We start from the raw sequence: 22295 nt of genomic DNA, 5'->3' as shown, positions 1-22295 counted from the left end.
AAGATTAATAAAAATCTGATGAATGATATAATAAGCTGGAATGGATTGAGAGGAGTTCAGGTGATGAAAAATGTTTTATTTGTCTGTTTAGGTAATATTGCGCGTTCAACAATGGCTGAAGCGCTGTTCACACAAATGGTAGCTGAAGAAGGTTTGACTGACCAAATTAAAATTGATTCAGCTGGAACTTCCAATGAGGAAATGGGTAATCCACCACATCCTGGAACACAAAAGATTTTGAAAGAACATCAAATTCCGTTTGATTGGATTCGTGCTCGTCAAATTCGACCTGAAGATTTTGAATGGGCAGATTATATTATCACAATGGATCAACAGAATATGCGCAATTTGAAACGATTAGCTCCTAGTGCTGATGCGTCAGCTAAAATTAAATTAGCCTATTCAATTTTGCCATCGCAAGCCGATAAGGAAATTCAAGATCCTTGGTATACCAGACGTTTTGATGTCACATATCGAGAATTAAAAGAGACTTTACCAGCCTGGTTAGTACAGATTAAAGCCGATTTAAAAAATATTTAGGAGTTATAAAATTATGAAACAAAAAATAAAAATTTTAGGAATTATTTTAGGAATAATTATCATTATTTTCGGCGGAAAATCAATTTATAAAGGAATTATTGTATCCAGTAATTTAAAAGATGCGCGATCGGCCGTTGATAATCGGGAGTGGGTCAAAGCTCAGAAACATTATCAAAAAATTCAAGATACCAAGCCCTCCGTAGAAAGTCGAACATCTTTACAGCAGTTGGAATATTTAGTGCTAGGTGATACGGATTTAACTGCTGGACATAAGGACAAAATGAAGCAAAATTATCAAGATGCTTTGCATGTTGATGGAAGTATGCCTAGGATTAATAAACAAATTAAAGCTGTCCTAGCATCTGAATCAAATTCTGAAGATGAGTCAAACGATCAAATTAGTGGTTCAAGTAGTTCAAAAAGAAAAACTAATTCAAATTCTAGTTCCAAATCTTCCATTGATACAGATTGGCAAAATGCCAGCTCTAATGGAACAAGTCATACTGATTTAGCAAATACCTACGATTTTTCTGATAGTGATGTTAAAGCGGCTCGTAATCAATTAAAACAAAAATTCAATAATGTTGATGTATATGATGATACTAATATTAAAAAGGTTATGGCAGTGAGTTTGTTAAATAAAACTTCATTAGAGGTTGCTTATCAAACAGGAGGCTGGAATAATTAATCTTTGTTATCATTTTGTGATCCAAAGTTAAGCTATTTTTGGTAAAATTAATCTTGAATGCTTAAATAGAATTTTCGATATCTAGGTATGAATAATTATTTGAAGTAAAAGATAAACGTTTCGCACCTAAAATTAAGACAAATATATATAGAAAAAGAGAAAATATAACTTTATGGCTAATTTAAAAGAGCAGATCGATACACGTCGAACTTTTGCGATCATTTCCCATCCGGATGCGGGTAAAACAACTATTACCGAACAAATGTTATTATTGGGTGGAGTAGTTCGTTCAGCAGGAACCGTTAAAGGACGCAAGGGTAATTTCGCTAAGTCCGATTGGATGGAAATTGAACAAAAGCGTGGAATTTCAGTAACTTCATCAGTATTACAATTTGATTATGATGGTAAACGAATCAATATTTTGGATACACCAGGCCACGAGGACTTTTCAGAAGATACTTATCGGACCTTGATGGCCGTTGACTCGGTTATTATGGTTGTGGATTCAGCAAAGGGAATTGAGCCTCAAACTCGGAAGTTGTTTGAAATTGTTAAAGAAAGACATATCCCCATTTTTACGTTCTTTAACAAGTTAGATCGTGATGGTCGGCCGGCGATGGATTTGTTGGATGAATTAGAGGATACTTTAGGTGTTGCAACTTATCCAATGAACTGGCCAATTGGTTCAGGACAAGTTTTGTCGGGCTTATTCGATATTTATCATCAACAAGTTGAAGTTTATCGACCAGGTAATGAAGCTGAACGTTTCTTACCATTGAATGAAGCCGGAACAGATTTAGCTACTGATAATCCAATCCAACAGACACCTGTTTGGGATGAAGCACGAGAAGAAGTTGAATTATTGAAGGATGCAGGAAATAAATTTGATGAAAATGCTGTTTTGGATGGAGAATTAACACCAGTTTTCTTTGGATCAGCTTTAGCCGGATTTGGGTTGGAAACCTTCTTGCAAACTTATCTTAAATTCGCACCAGCACCAGCAGCGAAAAGAACAAGTAATGATCAACTAGTTGAACCGGATCAAGATGAATTCTCAGGCTTCGTGTTTAAAATTCAAGCTAATATGAATCCAAATCATCGTGATCGAATCGCCTTTGTTCGGATCGTATCAGGTGAATTTGAACGTGGAATGGATGTCGTTCTTCAAAGAACCGGTAAGAAAATCCGATTATCAAATGTTACTCAATTTATGGCGGATTCACGAGAAAACGTAGAAAATGCGGTTCCTGGAGATATCATTGGGGTTTACGATACTGGTAATTTCCAAATTGGCGATACAATTTATAAGGGAAAGAAGGCAATTGAATTTAAAGAATTGCCAACTTTCACACCAGAATTGTTTATGCATGTACGAGCTAAAAATGTTTTGAAGCAGAAATCATTCCATAAAGGAGTGACACAATTGGTTCAAGAAGGAACGATTCAAATGTATACGGCATGGGATTCAGGTGATTATATTTTAGGGGCTGTGGGTCAATTGCAGTTTGAAGTTTTCCAATTCCGAATGGCCAATGAATATAATAGTGAAGTTATTTTGGAGCCGATGGGTTCTAAAATTGCTCGATGGGTTAACGAAGATGAATTGGATCCTAAGATGGCATCATCACGTAATTTGTTGGTACGTGATCGATCAGAAAATCCGGTCTTCTTGTTTGAAAACATGTTTGCTGAACGTTGGTTTACTGATAAGTATCCTGACGTTAAGTTGGAGCAAAAGTTATAAAATAAAAATTATATTTAAGAGGTTAGTTATCAGAAATTCATTGATAATTAACCTTTTTATTTAAATTGAATGGACCTTTTTAAAGAAACGATTAATCAACAACTTAGCAGGAAAATGGTATATTATTAAATAAATAGGTTTGAAAATTAATCAGGGGGTCATTTATCTTAATTAAAAATGATCATAAAGGAGCTTGGAATGGCACAGGAACCATTAGCATTTCGGATGCGACCAAAAACAATTGCAGAAGTTGTCGGTCAACAACATTTAATTGGTCCTGGTAAAATCATTGAGCGAATGGTTAAGGCAAAAATGCTATCATCGATGATTTTATACGGACCACCTGGAACAGGAAAGACTAGTATTGCCAGCGCTATTGCGGGGTCAACACAATATGCTTTTCGAATGTTGAATGCTGCAACTGACAGTAAAAAAGATCTTCAAATTGTGGCTGAAGAGGCTAAAATGTCAGGGACTGTGATTTTGTTGCTAGATGAAATTCATCGTCTAGATAAGACCAAGCAAGACTTTTTATTACCACACCTTGAAAGTGGACGAATTGTTTTAATTGGAGCCACAACGGAGAATCCATACCTGTCTATTAATCCAGCTATTCGTTCTCGGACACAAATTTTTGAAGTTAAGCCTTTAACCCAGTCTGATATGATGGTTGCAATTGAACGGGCGATTCATGATGATAGTCGGGGACTAGGACAGTACCAGATTAAAATTGATCAAGCGGCCAAGGAACATTTAGTACAAGCGACTAATGGTGATTTAAGATCGGCTTTAAATGGACTGGAGTTGGCGGTTAAATCAACCGATCCAAATTCTGACGGAGTGATTGAAATTAATCTAGCAGTTGTGGAAGAAAGTGTTCAAAAGAAGGCATTAACGGCAGATAAAGATGGAGATGCTCACTATAATGTGATTTCAGCCTTACAAAAGTCAATCCGTGGTAGTGATGCTGATGCTGCTTTGCACTATGCTGCGCGGTTAATTGAAGCTGGTGATTTAGTTATTTTGGCCCGTCGCCTGAGAGTGATTGCCTATGAGGATGTTGGAATAGCTAATCCAGCAGGGGTTGAACGAGCCATTATGGCTATTGAAACGGCGGAAAAATTAGGTTTTCCTGAAGCCCGAATTCCATTGGCGAATGCTATTATTGAGCTAGCATTGTCACCAAAATCTAACTCTGCCATGATGGCAATTGATGCGGCCTTGTCGGATGTAACGAGTGGTAATGCTGGTGAAATTCCACCTCATTTAAAGGATTCACATTATGCAGGAGCCGAGAAACTAGGTCACGGGGTAGACTACCTGTATCCTCATAATTATTCAGGAGATTGGATTGCACAACAATATTTGCCAAATCGTTTGAAAGGTAAGCAGTATTGGGAACCAAAAGGTAATTCCAAGGTTGAAGTTGCATATCAGCAACAGTATCAGCAATTACGACAAGCACAAAAAAATGGCTTAAAATAAAATAAGGGTAGTATGTGATGAAAAGAATTGAATGGATTGACATTGCAAAAGGGCAAACCATTTTTTTGGTAGTTTTGGTCCATGTTTTAGAAGGAATTTATAAAACTAACTTATTTCCTGAAGCTAAATTAGGCTTAGAATGCTCCATGAGTGGAATTTTTTTGATCATTATGCCAATTTTTTTGGCATTATCAGGTTACCTTTATAAAGTTCCACAAAATCGAAAATATTTTATAGATCAATTTAAGAAAAAAGCGTGGAATTTACTTTGGCCTTCTATCATCTTCTCTGTTATTTATGTTGGATTACAACAATGTGCGGGCGGGGATGTGCATGAAGGACATCAATGGTCATCATTATTAACTATGGGGATTACTCCAATCGGGTATTTGTGGTTTTTAGAAACCTTATTTTTAACTTGGTTGCTAATGAGTGTATTATTTTCACTTAAAATAAATATTTGGTTCCAGGCATTGATATATGTAGGATTAGTGTTTGTCGGTTGGCATGTTCAAGGACCGTTAATTTTACAAGATGTATGTGTTTGGAGTATCTTCTTTTTTCTGGGGTATTTAATTAAAAATAATTCTAAAATAATGCTACAATCAGGTGTTGTAATTTGTTCTTTAATAGTATTATTAATGACTTTGTATGCTCAAAGTCAAATTCCTACAGAATGGTATGACACAAATGGGCCAACACCATTAATCATGTTAGGAAAGTTAGCTAGTGTGATAGTTGCATTTAAATTTTTTCAAGTTTTACATTTGAAAAGAACTAAAATGTATTGGTTAAATGCTGGTAAAAATTCACTAATTATTTATTTAGTTCATGCACCGTTAGCTTCTATTTTGAGAATTTTGTTATTAAAATTAGGAATTAATAATTTTTATTTATTGACCTTTTTGATCTTAATTTTTACTTGGGAGCTTTCTCGGTGGGTCGCCTGGATTAGTTTGAGATATCGACCATTACAAATCATTTTTTATCCGACTCGATGGTGGTCAGATCGAACGAAAGAAAGAAGCTAAAAGAATGAATTAATTATCCTATTTAAAGGTGTTTTTAAAAGGATTTGAAAGTCATGAAAGTGAAATATTGTGGGTTTAATGTATCTGAAATTTTTTAAATATTATAAATTGAAAGGGTCTAGATATTATGGAAAATTCAAATCAAGTTACTAAGGATAATCATCAGAAGTACGAGGATTTAATTGCCAAATTGACAAGCCTAAATATAGATTATAAGATAGTCCATCACGCACCTGCTGAAACTATTCAACAGGCGGATCAATTTATAGCAAATTTAAAAGGCGTTCGAACAAAATCTATGCTTTTACGGGATAAGAAAAATAATTTTTATTTAGTTATCATGGATGATTCAAAACGTTTGGACTTTAAACATTTTCAAGAAGTATCTGGTAAAAAACGTCTCTCTCTGGCTAAAGAAAATGAGGTTGAAGAACTTCTTAATTTAGAACCTGGTATTATTTCTCCGTTTGGCGTCATGTATAGCGAAGGCCATGATGTTGATATTTATTTTGATAAAGATATGCTAGATCAAGAAACTTTATTAACTTTTCACCCCAATGAAAATACACATACAATTTTCTTAGAAGCGGAAGATTTAATGAAGTTTATTAAGTCTTATGGATACACATATAATGTTTTGACAGTGTAGTGATATAAATATTAAATGACTTTAATTTTAAAAAATGTGTTTTAACTCAAAAAAATATAAATAATGGTGTATAATTAATTTATAGTAAATTTCTTGGACGTACGCGTGATCCTATATTCATTATGTTGCTTTACAACCTTTTTCTAAACGGGAATGGCGGAAAGCCGGCGGAGCATACCTTAACACGAGGTAGCTCCAAATGCTGTCTTAGTACCCACTTTCTTATCTTAGGAGCCAACAATGACGGATCAACTAACGGCGCCAATCAAGTGTTTACCGCCTGCTACGGCTCATGCCTGGCAGGCTTTTATTTTATAATAATGGAGAGAAATAATGGTAATTTTTGTTGAAATTTTATTTTCCTTATTAATTGGTGGAATTGGATTCCTTTTATTGAAAAATAAGGATGCCTTATTAGGTATTAAAGGGAAATCAATTAAAAAAACGGCAGTTGGATTCGGGGTCTGGTTGATCATTTTAGCAGTAGCTGTGTTAATTAGTATTCTTGTTTGGGGTAGTGCACCTTGGCCTGTCACAGGAATCTTAATTGTAGCAATGTTTTCTACGATGCTATTAGGGATTATTATCAGTCAAAAAATGTTTCATTAAATGTTATTATAATTTAATGAAAAGGGTTACAATCATGGTATAATAAGAATATAAATTAATTTGCGATTTAATCAAAAGGGGGTTGAATTATGGCACTTGAGATGAACTATACAAATATTTTGGTACCGGTTGATGGATCAAAAGAGGCAGAGGCTGCGTTAGATCAAGCGATCGAAATTGCTAAGCGTAACCATGCTGACTTGCATATTTTGCATGTTATTGATACCCGAGCTTTTCAAAATGTTGCTGACTTTAAGACAGCGATGGTCGAAGAAATTGCTGATACAGCAAAGAAGACAATGGATGTTTATTTGAAGCAAGCTCAGGATGCTGGAGTTGAACAGGTTGAATATACGATTGAGTATGGTTCTCCAAAAAATATCATTGGACATCAAGCTGTTGAAAAATATGGCATTGATTTAGTGATTATGGGTGCAACTGGTTTAAATACAATTGAACGTTTCTTAATTGGATCTGTTACCGAGTATGTAACTCGATCAGCCAAGGTCGACACTTTGATTGTACGAGCTAATTAATAATAGATTTTTAAAGAAAGTGAGACACATTCGTTGAAGGGTTACGATTTAAAGTTTTTCCATACTTATCCAACCAAGGATTAAGATGAAAATGACGTTAAAGTAAGAAACCTTACGTTTTATGTCTCAGTTTTTTTTTATGAAAAAATCATATGATATTTTAGATTAAATAATTTATTATAAATTATTACAAAGATACTGAATGAATATTACATTAGAATTACAACGGATTAATGGTCGAAAACGACAAGGATGAATTTCATTAGAAAAAGCATCTAAGAGTTTTTTGTTAAAGTTTAATAACAAAAAAATTAGAGTGAAAGCGGTTACTTTGTAATGCGTACTTTTGACATAGCTCTTTTTATTAAGTTAGAATTTAAGACAAGCGATTAAATTATTAATCCGTAAATTGAAAAAAATGCAGGAGGTAATGCATGCCTAAGGTAAAAATTGAACACCTTACGAAAATATTTGGAAAACGAATAAAACCCGCATTAGAGTTAGTTGAAAAACATGCGGATAAGAATGACATTTTAGCAAAAACTGGATCTACAGTTGGTGTTTACGATGCCAACTTAACCATTGAAGAAGGTGAGATTTTCGTTATTATGGGACTTTCTGGTTCAGGAAAGTCAACATTAATTCGATTGTTGAATCGTCTGATTGAACCTACGTCTGGTTCAATTTATTTAGATGGTAGAGATGTTTCAAAAATGGATAAGAAAGAACTGTTAGAGGTTAGACGTACCAAGATGAGTATGGTCTTTCAAAGTTTTGGACTTTTCCCACAACGTACAGTTTTAGAAAATACAATGTATGGTCTTGAAGTACAAGGCATTAAAAAAGATGAGCAAATTAAAAGAGCTGAAAAAGCCTTGGAAGATGTTAATCTTATGCCATTTAAAGATCAATATCCTAGTCAATTATCTGGGGGAATGCAACAACGAGTGGGGTTAGCTCGAGCATTGACTAATGACCCAGAAATTCTTCTAATGGATGAGGCTTTTTCAGCGTTAGACCCATTAATCCGTCGGGATATGCAAGACGAGTTGCTTGATTTACAAGAACGTTTCAAGAAAACGATTATTTTTATTTCCCATGATTTGAATGAGGCCCTTAGAATTGGGGATCGAATTGCGATTATGAAAGATGGAGAAGTTGTTCAAATTGGAACGGGAGAAGAAATTCTAACTAATCCTGCTAATGACTATGTCCGTCAGTTTACGGAAGACTTAGATCGTTCAAAGGTTTTGACTGCTGAAAAGATTATGGCTAAACCATTCACAACAAATGTTGATGTCGATGGACCGAATGTGGCGCTTAAGAAGATGGTAACCGAAGAAGTCAGTGGTTTGGTGGCGGTAGATCGTAAACGTCAATTCCGTGGTTTCCTATCAACAGAGAATGCTCTACGAGCACGACATGATCATTTGCCAGTAACAGATGTTTTGACTGAAATGCCAACTGTATCAAAAGACATGTTAGTTTCAGATATTGTGCCTATTATTTATGACGCTCCAACCCCCTTAGCTGTTGTTGAAGATGGTAAGTTACTAGGGGTAATCATTCGTGGACGAGTGCTTGAAGCTTTAGCACCGGCAACGAATAATGCGGATAAGGAGGGACAAAATGCTTAATTTATTATTACTAACCTCTAAAATTCCATTAGCTGAATATGTTGAGAAGATTGTAAATTGGTTGACTGATAACTGGACTGGTTTCTTTGGAGCTATCCAAACCGGTGGGCAAGCCTTGATGGACTGGTCTAATGCAGCCTTAGGTGCGATTCAACCAATTATTTTGATTATTGCATTAACGATTTTTGCACTCTTAATTAGTGGTAAAAAATGGACTTTCCCACTCTTTACAGCTTTAGGACTACTTCTAGTTTGGAACCAAGGATTATGGTCAGACTTAATTCAAACAACGACTTTGGTATTATTATCAAGTATCTTGGCTATTATTATTGGAGTTCCTCTAGGAATTTGGATGTCAAAATCTAACACTGTTGATAAAATTGTTCAACCGCTACTTGATTTGATGCAAACTATGCCTGGTTTCGTTTATTTGATTCCAGCAGTTGCTTTCTTTGGAATTGGGGCAGTACCAGGAATTTTCGCCTCATTGATCTTCGCTTTGCCCCCAACAGTACGCTTTACTAGTTTGGGAATTCGACAAGTGCCAACAGAAATGGAAGAAGCAGCTGATTCATTTGGATCAACTGCTTGGCAAAAATTATTTAAGGTTGAATTGCCATTAGCTAAATCAACTATTTTAGCGGGAGTTAACCAATCGATTATGTTAGCTCTTTCAATGGTTGTTATGGCCTCAATGGTTGGGGCGCCTGGCCTTGGTCAAGGAGTTTTAGCAGCCGTTCAAAAAGCGGATGTTGGTAGTGGATTCGTTAGCGGATTTGCTTTGGTTATCTTAGCTATTGTGATTGATCGATTTGTTCAATTCACAAATGTTGAGCCTGCCAAGCAAGAACCTAAGAGCCCTATGAAAAAATGGATTGGGGCAATTACAGCCGTTGTTTTGTTGGGTAGCATGGTAGTAGGATTATTCCATACACAACAGCAATCAAAGAAGTCAGTTGATCTAGTTTATGTACAATGGGATTCTGAAGTAGCTTCAAATAATGTTTTAGCTGAAGCAATGCGTCAACATGGTTATCAAGTTAATTTAACACCGCTTGATAACGCAGTTATGTGGCAAACTTTAGCTAATGGTCAAGCTGATGCATCTGTATCTGCTTGGTTACCCAATACTCAAAAAGCTCAATATCAAAAATATCATGATCAATTAGATATTTTAGGCCCAAATTTGAAGGGCGCTCGAGTAGGATTAGTTGTTCCTTCTTATATGGATGTAGACAGTATTGATGATTTGCAACAAGAGGCTGATCAAACGATTACTGGAATTGAACCTGGTGCTGGTGTTGTTGCAGCTGCTCAAAAGGCTGTAAAAGAGTATCCAAATTTGAGTGGTTGGCAAGTCCAAACTTCTTCAACTGGATCAATGGCAGTTACTTTAGATAAAGCTATCAAGCAACATCAACCAATCGTAATTACTGGTTGGTCACCACATTGGATGTGGCAAAAATATGATCTTAAGTATTTAGCTGATCCAAAGGGTGTAATGGGTAAGAGTGAGAGCTTGAATACCATGACTCGTAAAGATTTGAAGGAAAGCAAGCCAGATGTTTATAAAGTAATGAAAAAATTCAAATGGCAACCTGATGATATGGAAAGTGTAATGTTGGATATTAGTGGTGGGTCAACACCGCAATCAGCTGCTAAAAAGTGGATTAAAGCCCACCAAAAAGAAGTTGATGCTTGGTTTGAATAAATATTACTGAAAGATTGTTAATATAAATTAGTGCTGAAAAGCAGATTTTGAAACATTCTTATAGAGGTTGAGATGATTTTGTCTCAACCTTTTTTTTACATTAATACTTATTTAATAAGATGAAAATTTAAACATATTTAGAAATAAGTTAGCGCTTTAAATGGCTTTGTCACTGTGTTTTTTAGTGGTATTGATTAAATGAAGCAGGAAATGTTTAAATAAGTATCAATTTATCATTAATATATGTGCAAAAATTCCAAATTTATCATATGATATACTTATATAAAGTTTGATGAAAAGGCTGAGCAAGCTACGAGGGAAAACTATGAAATTACCATTAACAGCAACAGTTTTAAATAAACGCAGTAGTATTACTATTATTGGATCAGTCGGAGATTATCGTGCTCAAATTGAATTAACTTTGGCTGATCAATCAATCGTTCGACCAGAAGTCGATGAAAATGGTTCATTTTTAATCGATATTGACTGGAAAAAAGCTCATGGTGATATTTTGGTTAAAGCAATGCTACCAGAGCATCCAGAAGTTACTAATGAAACAGTTCTTCATGTTCAGGCTCCTGAACCAATTGTGACGGCAGTTTTGTCTACACAAGGGATTACGCGAAAATTAACGGGATCAGTTAATCAGCCTGGGTTATTCATTGAAGTTCATACTCCTGAAAATACCCATCCAATTGAAGTGTTGATTGATGATAAATTAGAATTTGAATTACAAATTCCAATCGCACTTCGTCCAGAAGATTTGCGGGTAACAGCTTTAAACCCAGTAACAGGTGAACAAATGGAAGTGCCCGTTGAAATTGGGGTTACTACCAAGACAATGACGATTCCAATTTTAACGGATGATATGATTAACAGTTATGCTGATGCCGCTGAAGGCCGTCGGGCTGCTTCAGCGGCTTATGATCACAGTTTGATGGAAAAAGCTGCTGCATCAGAATCTTTTGTAAATTCAATCGTAGAATCAATTTCTCCGGATGAAAATACACAATCTCGAGCAGAGTTGGAAGAAATTCAAGCCACAGAAATAAATAGTCCAGTGGAACCGGATATGAATCAAGAGATTCAATCAGAACCAATTCTAGCTACTGATTTTGAGTCATCTAAAATGGAAGATTCAACAATGTTTGATGATAAATTAATTACTACCATTCAAACTATACAGGTTGAAGTATTACAACCTCATTTTATCGACTCAGTTAAAGATACGACAGTAGAACCAGAAAAAGATGCTAAATTCGAAGATGAAGAATTGGTACCTGAACCAGAACAAGATGCTAAGTTCGAAGACGAAGAATCGGTACCTGAACCAGAAAAAGATGCTAAATTCGAAGATGAAGAATTGGTACCTGAACCAGAACAAGATGCTAAGTTTGAAGACGAAGAATTGGTAGTTGACTCAGAAGAAGATATCGAGTTTGAAGATGAAGATACAATAGTTGAATCAGAAAGTGATATCGAGTTTGAGGATTTTGAAGATTTTGAAGATAGAAATTCAAATATCGGTGATCCGAATGTCGTAGATGGTGATGAACAAATTGCTACAGCTACAGGGGTCGCTGAAGTTATGCGAGATGGTGATTATCAACGTGATCTTAAGATTCCAGAACCGCGGCCAAAAGAGACTATAGTTCCTAATAATCAAGAGACTGATGGTGATGAACTTAATTATTCTCGAACAAAACGAAGTCAGGAAAAGCAAAAAAAGGGTGGCTTAATTGCATTCCTAAAACGGCTTTTCTTTCGACAAAAGTAATTCAAAATAAAAAATGATAAGTAGCTATGAATCGCTTAGATATTGATTCAAAGTTGCTTATTTTTTGTGTCTTTAAAAATTATACGATTGCAATTAATAAAAAAGGTCAGAGCAAAATACTCTAACCTTTTAAATTTATTGAATATCAAAAGTTGGTAAATCATAATTTTTAAGCTTGTCTTTTGATTTATATTTATAAATTCCATTAATCTTGCTTGTGAGTTGAATTATCGAACCAAGTATTGAATTCATTATTGTCTTCAGCTTTACCACTAGTTATGTGGTTGGTATAGACGTTTTTTTGCTTCTGGTCAAAGTTTGACCAAATTGAGCCACTGAATTCATAGCGAGACGCATTTGGAATCAAGTTGTCAGCTGTGGTGTCTTCAACTTTTAGATTGCTGTTATTTTTTAATTGGTCGCCGTCCCAAAGGGTGGCAATTCCGAATTGTGAACCATTTTTAAGACTGATTTGACGAGCAATTTTAATGGTTGTAATTTCATTATCTGAATTTTGATCAGCTACCTGGAGCGCGATTGCTACAGTTTTAGCATAGTTATCTAGATAAGTTTTGATGTCTTTTTGCTTTATATTGTCTTGTAAAATAATAGTGGCCGTTTGATCCTTTATTAGGATTGTTTGTACCTTAACCGGCAACTTTTCTGAAGTTAATTGCTTGATGAAAATATTACTAAAATTATTCTTTTGAATCGTTTGTTTCGACGTTGAAGTAGCAATGGAGCTAGCATCAGGGTCTTTTACGACTTCAGAGATAGCGCGATCTTCTTGCTTTTTTTGCTTTTCTTGTTTCTCCTTTTTAACTTTAATCGATGATTTTTTCTTGGCTTCGGCAGTGATTTGATTCTGGTGTTTAACATCATTTTGATGTTTAATTGCTAATGAAGTAAAGGCTAGGATTGCGATGACCAATACTAAGGCACTTATTGAAATAACAATTCTTTTCCCGTGTTTACGCATAAATTCCTCCATAAATTTTATTTATATACAATTGTATCAAAAACTAATCTTAAAATCTCATATCAAGCATTTATTAATTAATTTGTTTCCTTTTGAAAAAGCATGGAGCTGTAGGTTTTAATCATATCAATCATGATTTGAAGTAAGCACTATTATTATCGTAGTTTTGTAAATAATTGTTATATGATTACTTCAAGAAAGCATTGTTTAAATTGTAGATTAGCCTTGTAAAAATTGGCAAGGCAAAGTACAATTATGGAATAGTTAAGTTCTGAAGGATTAGTTTAAAACGATATGCTTAGAGAGTGGTAATTTGCTGGGAAACCATCATATTGTTTAAACGAAGGTAGTCAGGGCGCTGGATTAGTGAAACTTTTTAAGTAGTTAATTCCGTTTTCCGCGTTAAGGACAGATGAGATAGGATAAAACTTTTATTCTAAATCAGGTGGTACCGTGATTAATTTCGCCCTGATGAATCAGTATTGATTCATTGGGGCTTTTTTTATTTAAAAAGCTTTTTAAATCGATCAAAAAGAATAAGGAGTATACAATGCGAGAAATTGAAATGCCAGGTAAGTACGATCCAACTGCTGTTGAGACGGGGCGATATGATAAGTGGTTGCAAGACAAGCGGTTTGCACCATCAGAAAATAAAAAGGCTCGACCTTATTCGATTGTTATTCCACCTCCTAACGTAACTGGAAAGTTGCATCTAGGCCATGCATGGGATACTACTTTACAAGATATTATTATTCGTCAAAAGCGGATGCAAGGATTTGATACAGTTTGGATTCCTGGGATGGATCATGCCGGAATTGCTACACAAGCAAAAGTAGAACAACGTTTAGCCGAACAGAATATTTCACGATATGATTTGGGACGGGAGAAGTTTGTGGACCAAGTTTGGGACTGGAAGAATGAATATGCTGATACCATTAAGTCACAATGGAGTAAGCTTGGTCTTTCCCTAGACTATGATCGTGAACGTTTTACTTTAGATGATGGACTTTCAGCGGCCGTTAAAAAAGTATTTGTTACATTGTATGAAAAAGATTTAATTTATCGTGGTGAGTATATTATTAACTGGGATCCAAAGGCACGGACCGCATTATCAGATATCGAAGTTATTTATAAAGATATTGAAGGGGCTTTTTATCATGTTAAATATCCATTTACGGATGGAACAACTTTAGATGGTAAAGATTATATTGAAATTGCCACAACCCGTCCGGAAACTATGTTTGGAGACGTTGCGGTAGCGGTTAATCCTAAGGATGAACGTTATCAAGATATTATTGGTAAGACGATTAAAGTGCCATTAGTTGATCGAGAAATTCCCGTTATTGCGGATGAATATGTTGAAATGGATTTTGGAACGGGAATGGTTAAAATTACACCAGCCCATGATCCTAATGATTTTGAAGTCGGAAATCGACATGATTTGGAACGAATCAATACCATGAACGAAGATGGATCAATGAATAATCGAGCTGGCAAGTATGCCGGAATGGATCGTGATGATGCACGTAAGGCGATCGTCAATGATTTGACGGATGCTGGTTGGATGTTGAAAGTAGAACCGTATACCCATTCAGTTGGACATTCAGAACGAACTGGTGTGCCAGTTGAAGCTCGTCTTTCAACTCAATGGTTTGTTAAAATGAAGCCATTGGCTGAACAAGCATTGGCTATGCAAAAGACTGAAGATCGAGTCGACTTTTATCCACCACGGTTTGAAAATACCTTTACTAATTGGATGGAAAATATTCATGATTGGGTGATCTCGCGTCAATTATGGTGGGGACATCAAATTCCAGCTTGGTATCATAAAGAAACCGGTGAAATTTATATTGGTGAAGATGCACCAAGTGATCTGGAAAATTGGGAACAAGAGACAGACGTCTTAGATACTTGGTTCTCATCTGCTTTATGGCCATTTTCAACGATGGGTTGGCCGGATACAGAAGCACCTGATTTCAAGCGCTACTTCCCAACTAATACTTTAGTTACAGGATATGATATTATCTTCTTCTGGGTTGCGCGGATGATGTTCCAATCAAAGGAATTCACAGGTCGACGTCCATTCCAAAATGTCTTAATTCATGGTTTGATTCGTGATGAACAAGGTCGTAAAATGTCAAAGTCATTGGGAAATGGAATTGACCCAATGGATGTTATTGAAAAGTATGGGGCTGATGCATTACGTTGGTTCTTGGCTAACGGATCTACTCCTGGATTAGATGTTCGCTTTTCATATACTAAGATGGACGCGGCTTGGAACTTCATTAATAAGATCTGGAATGCGTCACGTTATGTCATCATGAATTTGGATGATGATACAGAAGTGAAAATACCTTCTAAAACGGATTTAACTTTAGCAGATAAGTGGATTTTGTCACGCTTGAACCAAACAATTGCCACAGTTAATCAGAATTTTGATAAATTTGAATTTGGCGAAGCTGGTCGTACCCTTTATAACTTCATTTGGAATGATTTTGCCGATTGGTATATTGAAATGACGAAAGAAACGTTGAATGGGGATGATGATCAAGCCAAACAAAATGTTCAACAAGTTTTGGCGTATGTTTTGGACCAAACCTTACGTTTATTGCACCCAATTATGCCATTTGTAACCGAAGAAATTTGGTTAACGATGCCGCACGTGGGGGACTCATTGACTAGTGCTGAATTCCCAACTGCTAATGACCAATTAGATGATCAAAAAGCAGAAGCTGATTTTAAGCGCTTAGTTGATTTAATTACAGCAGTTCGTAATATTAGAACAGAGGCCAATGCTCCAATGTCAACTTTGATTGACGTGATGGTTCAAACTTCTGATGAAGAATTGATGCAAATTATTAAAACGAATTCTGATTATATTAACCGCTTTGTTAAGCCTAAGCAATTGGTAGTTTCTGCTGAAGTAAAGGCTCCGCAGTTAGCAATGACGAAGGTTATCACTGGGGCTGAAGTTATTGTGCCATTGGCTGAATTAATCAATTTGGATGACGAAATTATACGCCTAGAAAATGAAGCTAAAAAGTTCCAAGGTGAAGTTAAAAGAGCTCAAGGTAAGTTAAAAAATGAAAAATTTGTAAATTCCGCACCCGAAAAAGTAGTTTTGGCAGAACGCGAAAAGCTAGCTGATTGGGAAAGTAAATTTGCAACTACAAATGAACGTTTAATGGAATTGAAGGCTGCTAAATAGTTTTTATTAAAACTGATTACGGATAAATTTTAGAAGATGTTTATAATAGAGGTTGGGACAATTTTGTCTCAACCTTTTTTAGTCGCTACATTAAAAATTAATCGAATTGTTCAAGACGATTAAGAAAATTAAGGAATACTAAAATGATTCAAAATTACGATGATTCAATAAATTATATTCATGGGCGTAATAAATGGGCAAAGAAAAATACTTTTGCACGAATTGATGATTTACTTGAGGCTCTGGGTAATCCACAAGATCAGTTAAAGTATGTTCATATTACGGGAACCAACGGTAAAGGTTCAGTTGCACGTATGACGGAGCAGCTGCTATTAGAGCATGGATTAAAAGTTGGTTTATTTACTTCGCCATTTATTATGCGTTTTAATGAACGAATTCAGATAAATAATAAGCCGATCAGTGATCAAGATTTGACGCGTATTATGCAAAGAATGGAGCCAATTTTGATTAAATTGGATCAAACATTACCAGATGGAGGACCCACGGAATTTGAAACTTTAACAGCTTTAATGTTTGTATATTTCGCCCAACAAAATTTGGATGTGGTTGTGTTGGAAGTTGGAATTGGTGGTACTTGGGACACAACCAATGTAATAAAAAATAAATTAGTAGCAGTTATTACCACGATTGGCTTGGATCACCAAAAGGTTCTAGGGAATACAGTTACTGAAATTGCAAAACAAAAAGCTGGAATCATCAAGAACCAAAATCAAATTACAGTGGTTGGACGATTACCTGAATTAACTATACCGGTGATTTCGAAGCAAACTGAGCATTTATACCAGCTGGAGATGCAATTTAAATTAAAAAAAATTACGCAAAATGATGACGGAGATTGGATTTTTGATTGGTATGATCAACAAGGGCGACGGTTCGAAAATTTAAAATTAGCGTTGTTAGGTAATTATCAATTGGATAATGTATCTGTAGCTCTAGAAACCGCAGCTTTAGCGTTACAAGCACTAAATGTCACAATGCAACTTGAACTAATCCAAAAGGCATTGATGAAAGTTGAATGGCCAGCTCGGTTTGAAAAAATCAATCAAAATCCGGAAATAGTCTTGGATGGTGCCCATAATTTAGCGGGGATTCAAGCTTTAATTCAAACAATTCAACAAAGATATTTTGAACAGCCGGTGGTAGTTATTATTGGAGTATTATCAGATAAAAATTATCTAAAAATGTTGAATGAATTAGCTAAGGAACCTCAAATTAGAGTTATAGTAGTTAGCTTTACTGCTCCCAATCAAAGGGCAGCAATTGACCCACAAACTGTAGTAGATGAATTGTCAATTGCAAATATCAAAGCTGAAGATGATTGGGAAATAGCATTAAATAAAGAATTGTTACAAGATCCGGTAGCTAAAATTATCATTAGTGGGTCGCTTTATTTTGTTGCAGAAGTTCGTCAAATTTGGTCGCAAAAACATATTATTTAAATCAGATAAAATTAAACTTTTAGATGTATCTGAAAGTTAATGGAAGCTTTGATTTAATTGGATAAATGTAAATTAGTTATTAAAAGTTGCTTACATTTGACACTTGAAATATGTTATAGTTGTTATTACCTTGTTTCTAGATAGGAGCAAGGTCGGTCCCGTCTTTTGAGACAGTTTTACAAATGAGTTGTCGCAAATACCATTTGAGGAGAAAAAATTAATGGCAAAAATTAATGCACCAGTTTATAAAAATCAAGAACTGGAAGGTGAAGTTATTGACTTAACATACCAAGGAATGGGTGTGGTAAAAGTCGAAGATTATCCGATTTTCGTAGTCGATGCTGTACCGGGTGAAGTTGTTAAATTAGGGGTTACTAAAGTTCAAAAGAACTTTGCCTTTGGCCGAGTAATTAAGCGAATTCGTGAGTCTGACGAACGAAATCACGAAGTTAACCAAGCAGCCTTAACAACTGGAATCGCACCATTAGCAAACTTAACATATGATGCTCAATTAAAGTTTAAGCAAAATCAAATTCAAGAATTATTTAAAAAGATGCATATAACAGCAACAATCGAGCCTACAATTGGAATGGAAAACCCAATTGGTTATCGAAATAAGGCACAAGTGCCAGTTCGTAAGGTCCGTGGTCAATTAACAACTGGTTTCTACCGACGTAATTCACATCAATTGGTACCAATTGAAGATTATTATATTCAAGATCCAGCAATTGATGCAGCTATTATTGTAGTCCGTGATTTAATGCGCCATTATCAACTTGATGCATATGATGAGGAAACGCATACTGGTGATATTCGAACAATTATGGTTCGTCGTGGGTATTATAGTCATGAAATGATGGTTGTCATTGTGACTCGTCGTAATAAGTTACCTGTTGCTGAAATGTTGGTTGAAGGAATTAAAAAGGCTTTGCCAGAAGTTACTTCAATTATTCAAAATGTTAACTCTGAAAAGACTAATTTGATCATGGGATCAAAGAATAAAACTCTTTGGGGAGCTGATTATATTACCGACACTCTCTGGGGTAAGACCTTTGAAATCGGACCAATGTCATTTTACCAAGTTAACCCACAAACAACGGAAAAGTTATATAGTATGGCCGTTGAAAAAGCTGGCTTGACAGGAGAAGAACTAGTAATTGATGCTTATTCTGGAATTGGAACAATTTCATTATCAGTTGCCGCTAAAGCTCGTCGAGTAGTTGGGGTTGAAATCGTACAAGGTGCGGTTGAAGATGCCAAACGTAATGCCAAAATTAACGGAATTGAAAACGTTGAATTTGAATTGGGTAAGGCTGAAGATAAGATGGTTGAATGGCAAGCTGCTGAACTTCAACCGGATGTGATCTTTGTTGATCCTCCACGTAAGGGATTAACTCCAGAATTAATTGATGCAGCAACAGGAATGCAACCAACTAAGATTGTTTACATTTCATGTAATCCTGCAACATTAGCTCGAGATGCTGAGCATTTGTTAGCAAATGGTTATCAAATTGATGGATCAGTACAACCAATTGACCAGTTCCCACAAACAACACATATTGAAACGGTAACGGTCTTTATTAAGGCCTAAGTCCGTAGATATTTGAGGTTAAATTTAAAACTATGATGACATCAGAAGCACCAATCGGCGTAGTCGACATGCTCTGATGTTTTTTATTTAAAAATCAATGTTAAATTGGTAACTAATCATTCATCGGAATAAAACTAATCTTACGTAATCAATGATATAATTGGGTTATAGAAATTGATACAAGGGAGGGTGAGTTGATGACACTTAAATTGGGAATTATTGGAACGAATTGGATTACAAAAATGTTCATTGAGGCCGCGATAGCTACTGATCAATATGAGTTGGTTGCGATTTATTCACGAACTGAGGAAAAAGGGCAAGAATTTGCCACTAATTTTGCGGGGGATCAAGCCGTATGGACGGATTTGGACGCCTTCTTACAAAGTGGTATTGATGTTGTTTATATTGCCTCACCAAATAGTCTTCATTTTGAGCAAGCGGCATCAGCGATTAAATCCGGAGTCAATGTAATTGTTGAAAAATCTGCATTTGATAATCCGGAGCAATATGAAAAGATACATTCATTATTGCAAGAAAACCCATCTGTTAAATTATTTGAAGCAGCCCGTCACATTTATCAGGATAATTTTAAAGTGATTGAAGAAAAAATTAAGCAAATGGACCATATTTCAGGTGCTACTTTTGTTTATGAAAAATATTCATCACGATTTGACGATTATTTAGCAGGTAAAAATCCCAATGTATTGTCACGTGAATTTTCAGCTGGAGCACTAGCTGATTTGGGCGTTTATCCACTTTATGCGGCGATTAAATTGTTTGGATTACCTGAAAATCAATACTATTTTGCAACATTATTAGATAATGGGGCAGATGGTCGGGGGACCGCTATCTTACGCTATCCAAACTTTGATGTAACATTAATCTTTGGGAAGAGTACTAATTCTTATGAATTATCTGAAGTCCATGGTCGTCGAGATACGATTGTGATTGATAATATTGCAGAGTTAGGTGAGGTTAAATATGATGATGGTCAAGGAAATCTAACGGTCATTAGTCAACCAGCACCGAAAAATCCAATGGTACAAGAGGCAATGTTCTTTGCCAATGGATTACAAGATAATTTAACAACTAATGAATACGAAGAGGCAGCTATATTAAGTCAAAAAGTTAATTTAGTTTTGACTAAGTTGCGACAATCAGCGGGAATTAAATTCCCAAGTGATCAGGAATACTAGAACGGGGAAAGTATGGACGTAAAAATTAAAGAGCAGTTACAACAGGCTGGATTCTTAGCTATGACACCAATTCAAGAAGCAGTAGAAACATCTTTGGCAGCTGGTGAGTCGATTGATGGATTAGCACCAACGGGAACAGGTAAGACGTTAGCCTTTACTTGGCCCCTATTACCAAAGATTCAAGTGGGTGATGGAGAACAATTATTGGTGATGGCTCCTTCGCAAGAATTAGCAATGCAAACAACACGGGTGATGCGAGAGTGGGCTAATATTTTTGGATTAAAAACACTTGCATTGACTGGTGGAGCGAATGTGAAACATCAATTAGATCGTTTGAAGAAACATCCTGAAATTTTAGTTGGAACGCCAGGTCGAGTGGCCGAATTAGTTAACAATAAAAAATTAAAACTTCAACGGTTGCGGACTTTAATTTTAGATGAAGCTGATATTTTGCTTCAAGAAGAAACGGCTGAACAATTGAAAAATATTTGGGATGTTTATGGAGACGAAACAATTCAAGTTGCCTTATTTGGAGCTACTGCGGTTGATCCAACTATTCCAGCTAAACTCTTTGAACGTTCATTTCAACGGATTGATCAACGTGATGTTCCAATGCCCACAAGCTTGCAACATATAATGATTCCAACGGCGAATGATCAAAAGCAAAAACGGATTCGCCAATTTGCTAGTCAAAATCATTTTCAAGCAATGATTTTTTTCAACACAACCAAGGCATTGAAAACAACGGCCAGCTTTTTATCCCATGAACATGTAGCAATGTCTACTTTAGTTCGAGGCGATTCTAGTAATACTCGGGCTACTGCGTTGGAAAATTTCCGAAAAGGTAAAGCTAAATTTTTGTTAACAACAGATGTGGCAGCTCGTGGTTTGGATATCATTGATTTACCAGCTATCATTAATTTTGATTTACCACGGGATGGGGAAACCTATACACATCGAGCTGGTCGAACTGGTCGAATGGGTAAATCAGGCCTTGTAATTACTTTAGGTAATGATCATGATGCACGTGATTTGAAACGATTAGTTCAAGTTGAATTTGAAATTTTACCTTGGACAAGTTTTGTTAGTCACTTAGGGGTTAAATCAGGTAGTGCGAAAGTGACGAAACCAGCTGCATCTAAAGATGCTAATAAAAAGCGGCATGATTTAAAAAAGAAAAAAACGGTTAAAGTCGCAAAACCTAAAGTCAAGGCTGATAAAATAATAACGGATGTTAATTCTACTAAAAAGTCAGAATTTGTGGAATCAACACGTTCTGCTGAAACAGAAGTTGTGAGTCGAACGGAACGTTTTGAAAAAGCAAAGAAGTCTAAACGGCGTAACCAAAAAGATAAGGGTAAGCCGAAACATAAGCAAAAGATAAAAGAAACTAATTAAAATTTCAAAGCTAATGATCGATTAAAAAACGATCATTAGCTTTTTTTGTAAAAATT

At 35.6% G+C, this 22295-nt stretch carries 17 protein-coding genes and 1 other annotated feature; of the genes, 16 read left to right on the top strand and 1 reads right to left on the bottom strand.

Features of this window, described 5'->3' with window-relative positions:
- Positions 1-63: 63 nt before the first annotated feature.
- The 11 genes from WKK_RS01640 to WKK_RS01590 all read left to right on the top strand — a co-directional run bounded on the left by WKK_RS01640 (position 64) and on the right by WKK_RS01590 (position 12407).
- Positions 64-540, top strand: a complete 477-nt coding sequence (locus WKK_RS01640; RefSeq protein WP_013989243.1) for a low molecular weight protein-tyrosine-phosphatase — start codon at positions 64-66, stop codon at positions 538-540.
- A gap of 13 nt (positions 541-553) precedes the next feature.
- Entirely contained in the window at positions 554-1228 is a 675-nt protein-coding gene (locus WKK_RS01635) for a hypothetical protein (RefSeq protein ID WP_013989242.1), read from the top strand.
- 172 nt (positions 1229-1400) lie between these two features.
- Positions 1401-2972, top strand: a complete 1572-nt coding sequence (locus WKK_RS01630; protein WP_006845778.1) for a peptide chain release factor 3 — start codon at positions 1401-1403, stop codon at positions 2970-2972.
- A 198-nt stretch (positions 2973-3170) separates the two neighbouring features.
- Positions 3171-4457 (top strand): replication-associated recombination protein A, encoded by a 1287-nt coding sequence (locus WKK_RS01625; protein ID WP_006845777.1) that lies wholly within the window; start codon positions 3171-3173, stop codon positions 4455-4457.
- Positions 4458-4474: 17 nt separating this feature from the next.
- On the top strand, positions 4475-5488 hold the full coding sequence (locus tag WKK_RS01620) for an acyltransferase family protein (RefSeq protein WP_013989240.1): 1014 nt from the start codon (positions 4475-4477) through the stop codon (positions 5486-5488).
- A 127-nt stretch (positions 5489-5615) separates the two neighbouring features.
- A complete protein-coding gene (locus tag WKK_RS01615; RefSeq protein WP_013989239.1) occupies positions 5616-6137 on the top strand; it encodes a prolyl-tRNA synthetase associated domain-containing protein in 522 nt (173 codons plus the stop codon).
- A 333-nt stretch (positions 6138-6470) separates the two neighbouring features.
- Positions 6471-6746 carry a hypothetical protein gene (locus WKK_RS01610; protein WP_013989238.1) on the top strand — a complete coding sequence of 92 codons (276 nt, stop codon included), beginning with the start codon at positions 6471-6473 and terminating at the stop codon, positions 6744-6746.
- Positions 6747-6835: 89 nt separating this feature from the next.
- The gene (locus tag WKK_RS01605; protein WP_006845773.1) at positions 6836-7282 is read left to right on the top strand and encodes a universal stress protein; all 447 of its coding nucleotides are present in this window, start codon (positions 6836-6838) and stop codon (positions 7280-7282) included.
- Positions 7283-7716: 434 nt separating this feature from the next.
- Positions 7717-8919 (top strand): quaternary amine ABC transporter ATP-binding protein, encoded by a 1203-nt coding sequence (locus WKK_RS01600; RefSeq protein ID WP_006845772.1) that lies wholly within the window; start codon positions 7717-7719, stop codon positions 8917-8919.
- Positions 8912-10630, top strand: a complete 1719-nt coding sequence (locus WKK_RS01595; protein WP_013989237.1) for an ABC transporter permease/substrate binding protein — start codon at positions 8912-8914, stop codon at positions 10628-10630. Before WKK_RS01600 ends, WKK_RS01595 begins: the two co-directional genes overlap by 8 nt.
- Positions 10631-10955: 325 nt before the next feature.
- The gene (locus tag WKK_RS01590) at positions 10956-12407 is read left to right on the top strand and encodes a hypothetical protein (RefSeq protein WP_006845770.1); all 1452 of its coding nucleotides are present in this window, start codon (positions 10956-10958) and stop codon (positions 12405-12407) included.
- Positions 12408-12612: 205 nt separating this feature from the next.
- On the opposite strand, the gene WKK_RS01585 is transcribed toward WKK_RS01590, so the two are convergent.
- The gene (locus WKK_RS01585; protein WP_013989236.1) at positions 12613-13386 is read right to left on the bottom strand and encodes a hypothetical protein; all 774 of its coding nucleotides are present in this window, start codon (positions 13384-13386) and stop codon (positions 12613-12615) included.
- A gap of 257 nt (positions 13387-13643) precedes the next feature.
- Positions 13644-13860 (top strand) — a binding site (T-box leader).
- Positions 13861-13936: 76 nt separating this feature from the next.
- On the opposite strand from WKK_RS01585, the gene WKK_RS01580 reads away from it, so the two are divergent.
- The 5 genes from WKK_RS01580 (at position 13937) to WKK_RS01560 (ending at position 22239) form a co-directional block, all read left to right on the top strand.
- A complete protein-coding gene (locus tag WKK_RS01580) occupies positions 13937-16594 on the top strand; it encodes a valine--tRNA ligase (RefSeq protein ID WP_013989235.1) in 2658 nt (885 codons plus the stop codon).
- Between the two features lie 143 nt (positions 16595-16737).
- Positions 16738-18054, top strand: a complete 1317-nt coding sequence (locus tag WKK_RS01575; RefSeq protein ID WP_013989234.1) for a bifunctional folylpolyglutamate synthase/dihydrofolate synthase — start codon at positions 16738-16740, stop codon at positions 18052-18054.
- Between the two features lie 220 nt (positions 18055-18274).
- Positions 18275-19645, top strand: a complete 1371-nt coding sequence (gene rlmD, locus WKK_RS01570; RefSeq protein WP_013989233.1) for a 23S rRNA (uracil(1939)-C(5))-methyltransferase RlmD — start codon at positions 18275-18277, stop codon at positions 19643-19645.
- 197 nt (positions 19646-19842) lie between these two features.
- On the top strand, positions 19843-20841 hold the full coding sequence (locus WKK_RS01565) for a Gfo/Idh/MocA family protein (RefSeq protein WP_006845764.1): 999 nt from the start codon (positions 19843-19845) through the stop codon (positions 20839-20841).
- Positions 20842-20853: 12 nt separating this feature from the next.
- Entirely contained in the window at positions 20854-22239 is a 1386-nt protein-coding gene (locus WKK_RS01560) for a DEAD/DEAH box helicase (RefSeq protein ID WP_013989232.1), read from the top strand.
- Positions 22240-22295: the final 56 nt, after the last annotated feature.

It is taken from the genome of Weissella koreensis KACC 15510, assembly GCF_000219805.1.
Lineage (GTDB): Bacteria > Bacillota > Bacilli > Lactobacillales > Lactobacillaceae > Weissella > Weissella koreensis.
The sequence above is the reverse complement of the archived record's forward strand: the minus strand, read 5'-3'. Positions and strand labels throughout refer to the sequence as shown.

Coding starts and splice junctions, on each gene's coding strand:
- WKK_RS01560 (WP_013989232.1), top strand. CDS start 20,854: ATGGACGTAAAAATTAAAGAGCAGTTACAACAGGCTGGATTCTTAGCT.
- WKK_RS01565 (WP_006845764.1), top strand. CDS start 19,843: ATGACACTTAAATTGGGAATTATTGGAACGAATTGGATTACAAAAATG.
- WKK_RS01640 (WP_013989243.1), top strand. CDS start 64: ATGAAAAATGTTTTATTTGTCTGTTTAGGTAATATTGCGCGTTCAACA.
- rlmD (WP_013989233.1), top strand. CDS start 18,275: ATGGCAAAAATTAATGCACCAGTTTATAAAAATCAAGAACTGGAAGGT.
- WKK_RS01635 (WP_013989242.1), top strand. CDS start 554: ATGAAACAAAAAATAAAAATTTTAGGAATTATTTTAGGAATAATTATC.
- WKK_RS01615 (WP_013989239.1), top strand. CDS start 5,616: ATGGAAAATTCAAATCAAGTTACTAAGGATAATCATCAGAAGTACGAG.
- WKK_RS01600 (WP_006845772.1), top strand. CDS start 7,717: ATGCCTAAGGTAAAAATTGAACACCTTACGAAAATATTTGGAAAACGA.
- WKK_RS01595 (WP_013989237.1), top strand. CDS start 8,912: ATGCTTAATTTATTATTACTAACCTCTAAAATTCCATTAGCTGAATAT.
- WKK_RS01580 (WP_013989235.1), top strand. CDS start 13,937: ATGCGAGAAATTGAAATGCCAGGTAAGTACGATCCAACTGCTGTTGAG.
- WKK_RS01575 (WP_013989234.1), top strand. CDS start 16,738: ATGATTCAAAATTACGATGATTCAATAAATTATATTCATGGGCGTAAT.
- WKK_RS01630 (WP_006845778.1), top strand. CDS start 1,401: ATGGCTAATTTAAAAGAGCAGATCGATACACGTCGAACTTTTGCGATC.
- WKK_RS01625 (WP_006845777.1), top strand. CDS start 3,171: ATGGCACAGGAACCATTAGCATTTCGGATGCGACCAAAAACAATTGCA.
- WKK_RS01585 (WP_013989236.1), bottom strand. CDS start 13,386: ATGCGTAAACACGGGAAAAGAATTGTTATTTCAATAAGTGCCTTAGTA.
- WKK_RS01590 (WP_006845770.1), top strand. CDS start 10,956: ATGAAATTACCATTAACAGCAACAGTTTTAAATAAACGCAGTAGTATT.
- WKK_RS01605 (WP_006845773.1), top strand. CDS start 6,836: ATGGCACTTGAGATGAACTATACAAATATTTTGGTACCGGTTGATGGA.
- WKK_RS01610 (WP_013989238.1), top strand. CDS start 6,471: ATGGTAATTTTTGTTGAAATTTTATTTTCCTTATTAATTGGTGGAATT.
- WKK_RS01620 (WP_013989240.1), top strand. CDS start 4,475: ATGAAAAGAATTGAATGGATTGACATTGCAAAAGGGCAAACCATTTTT.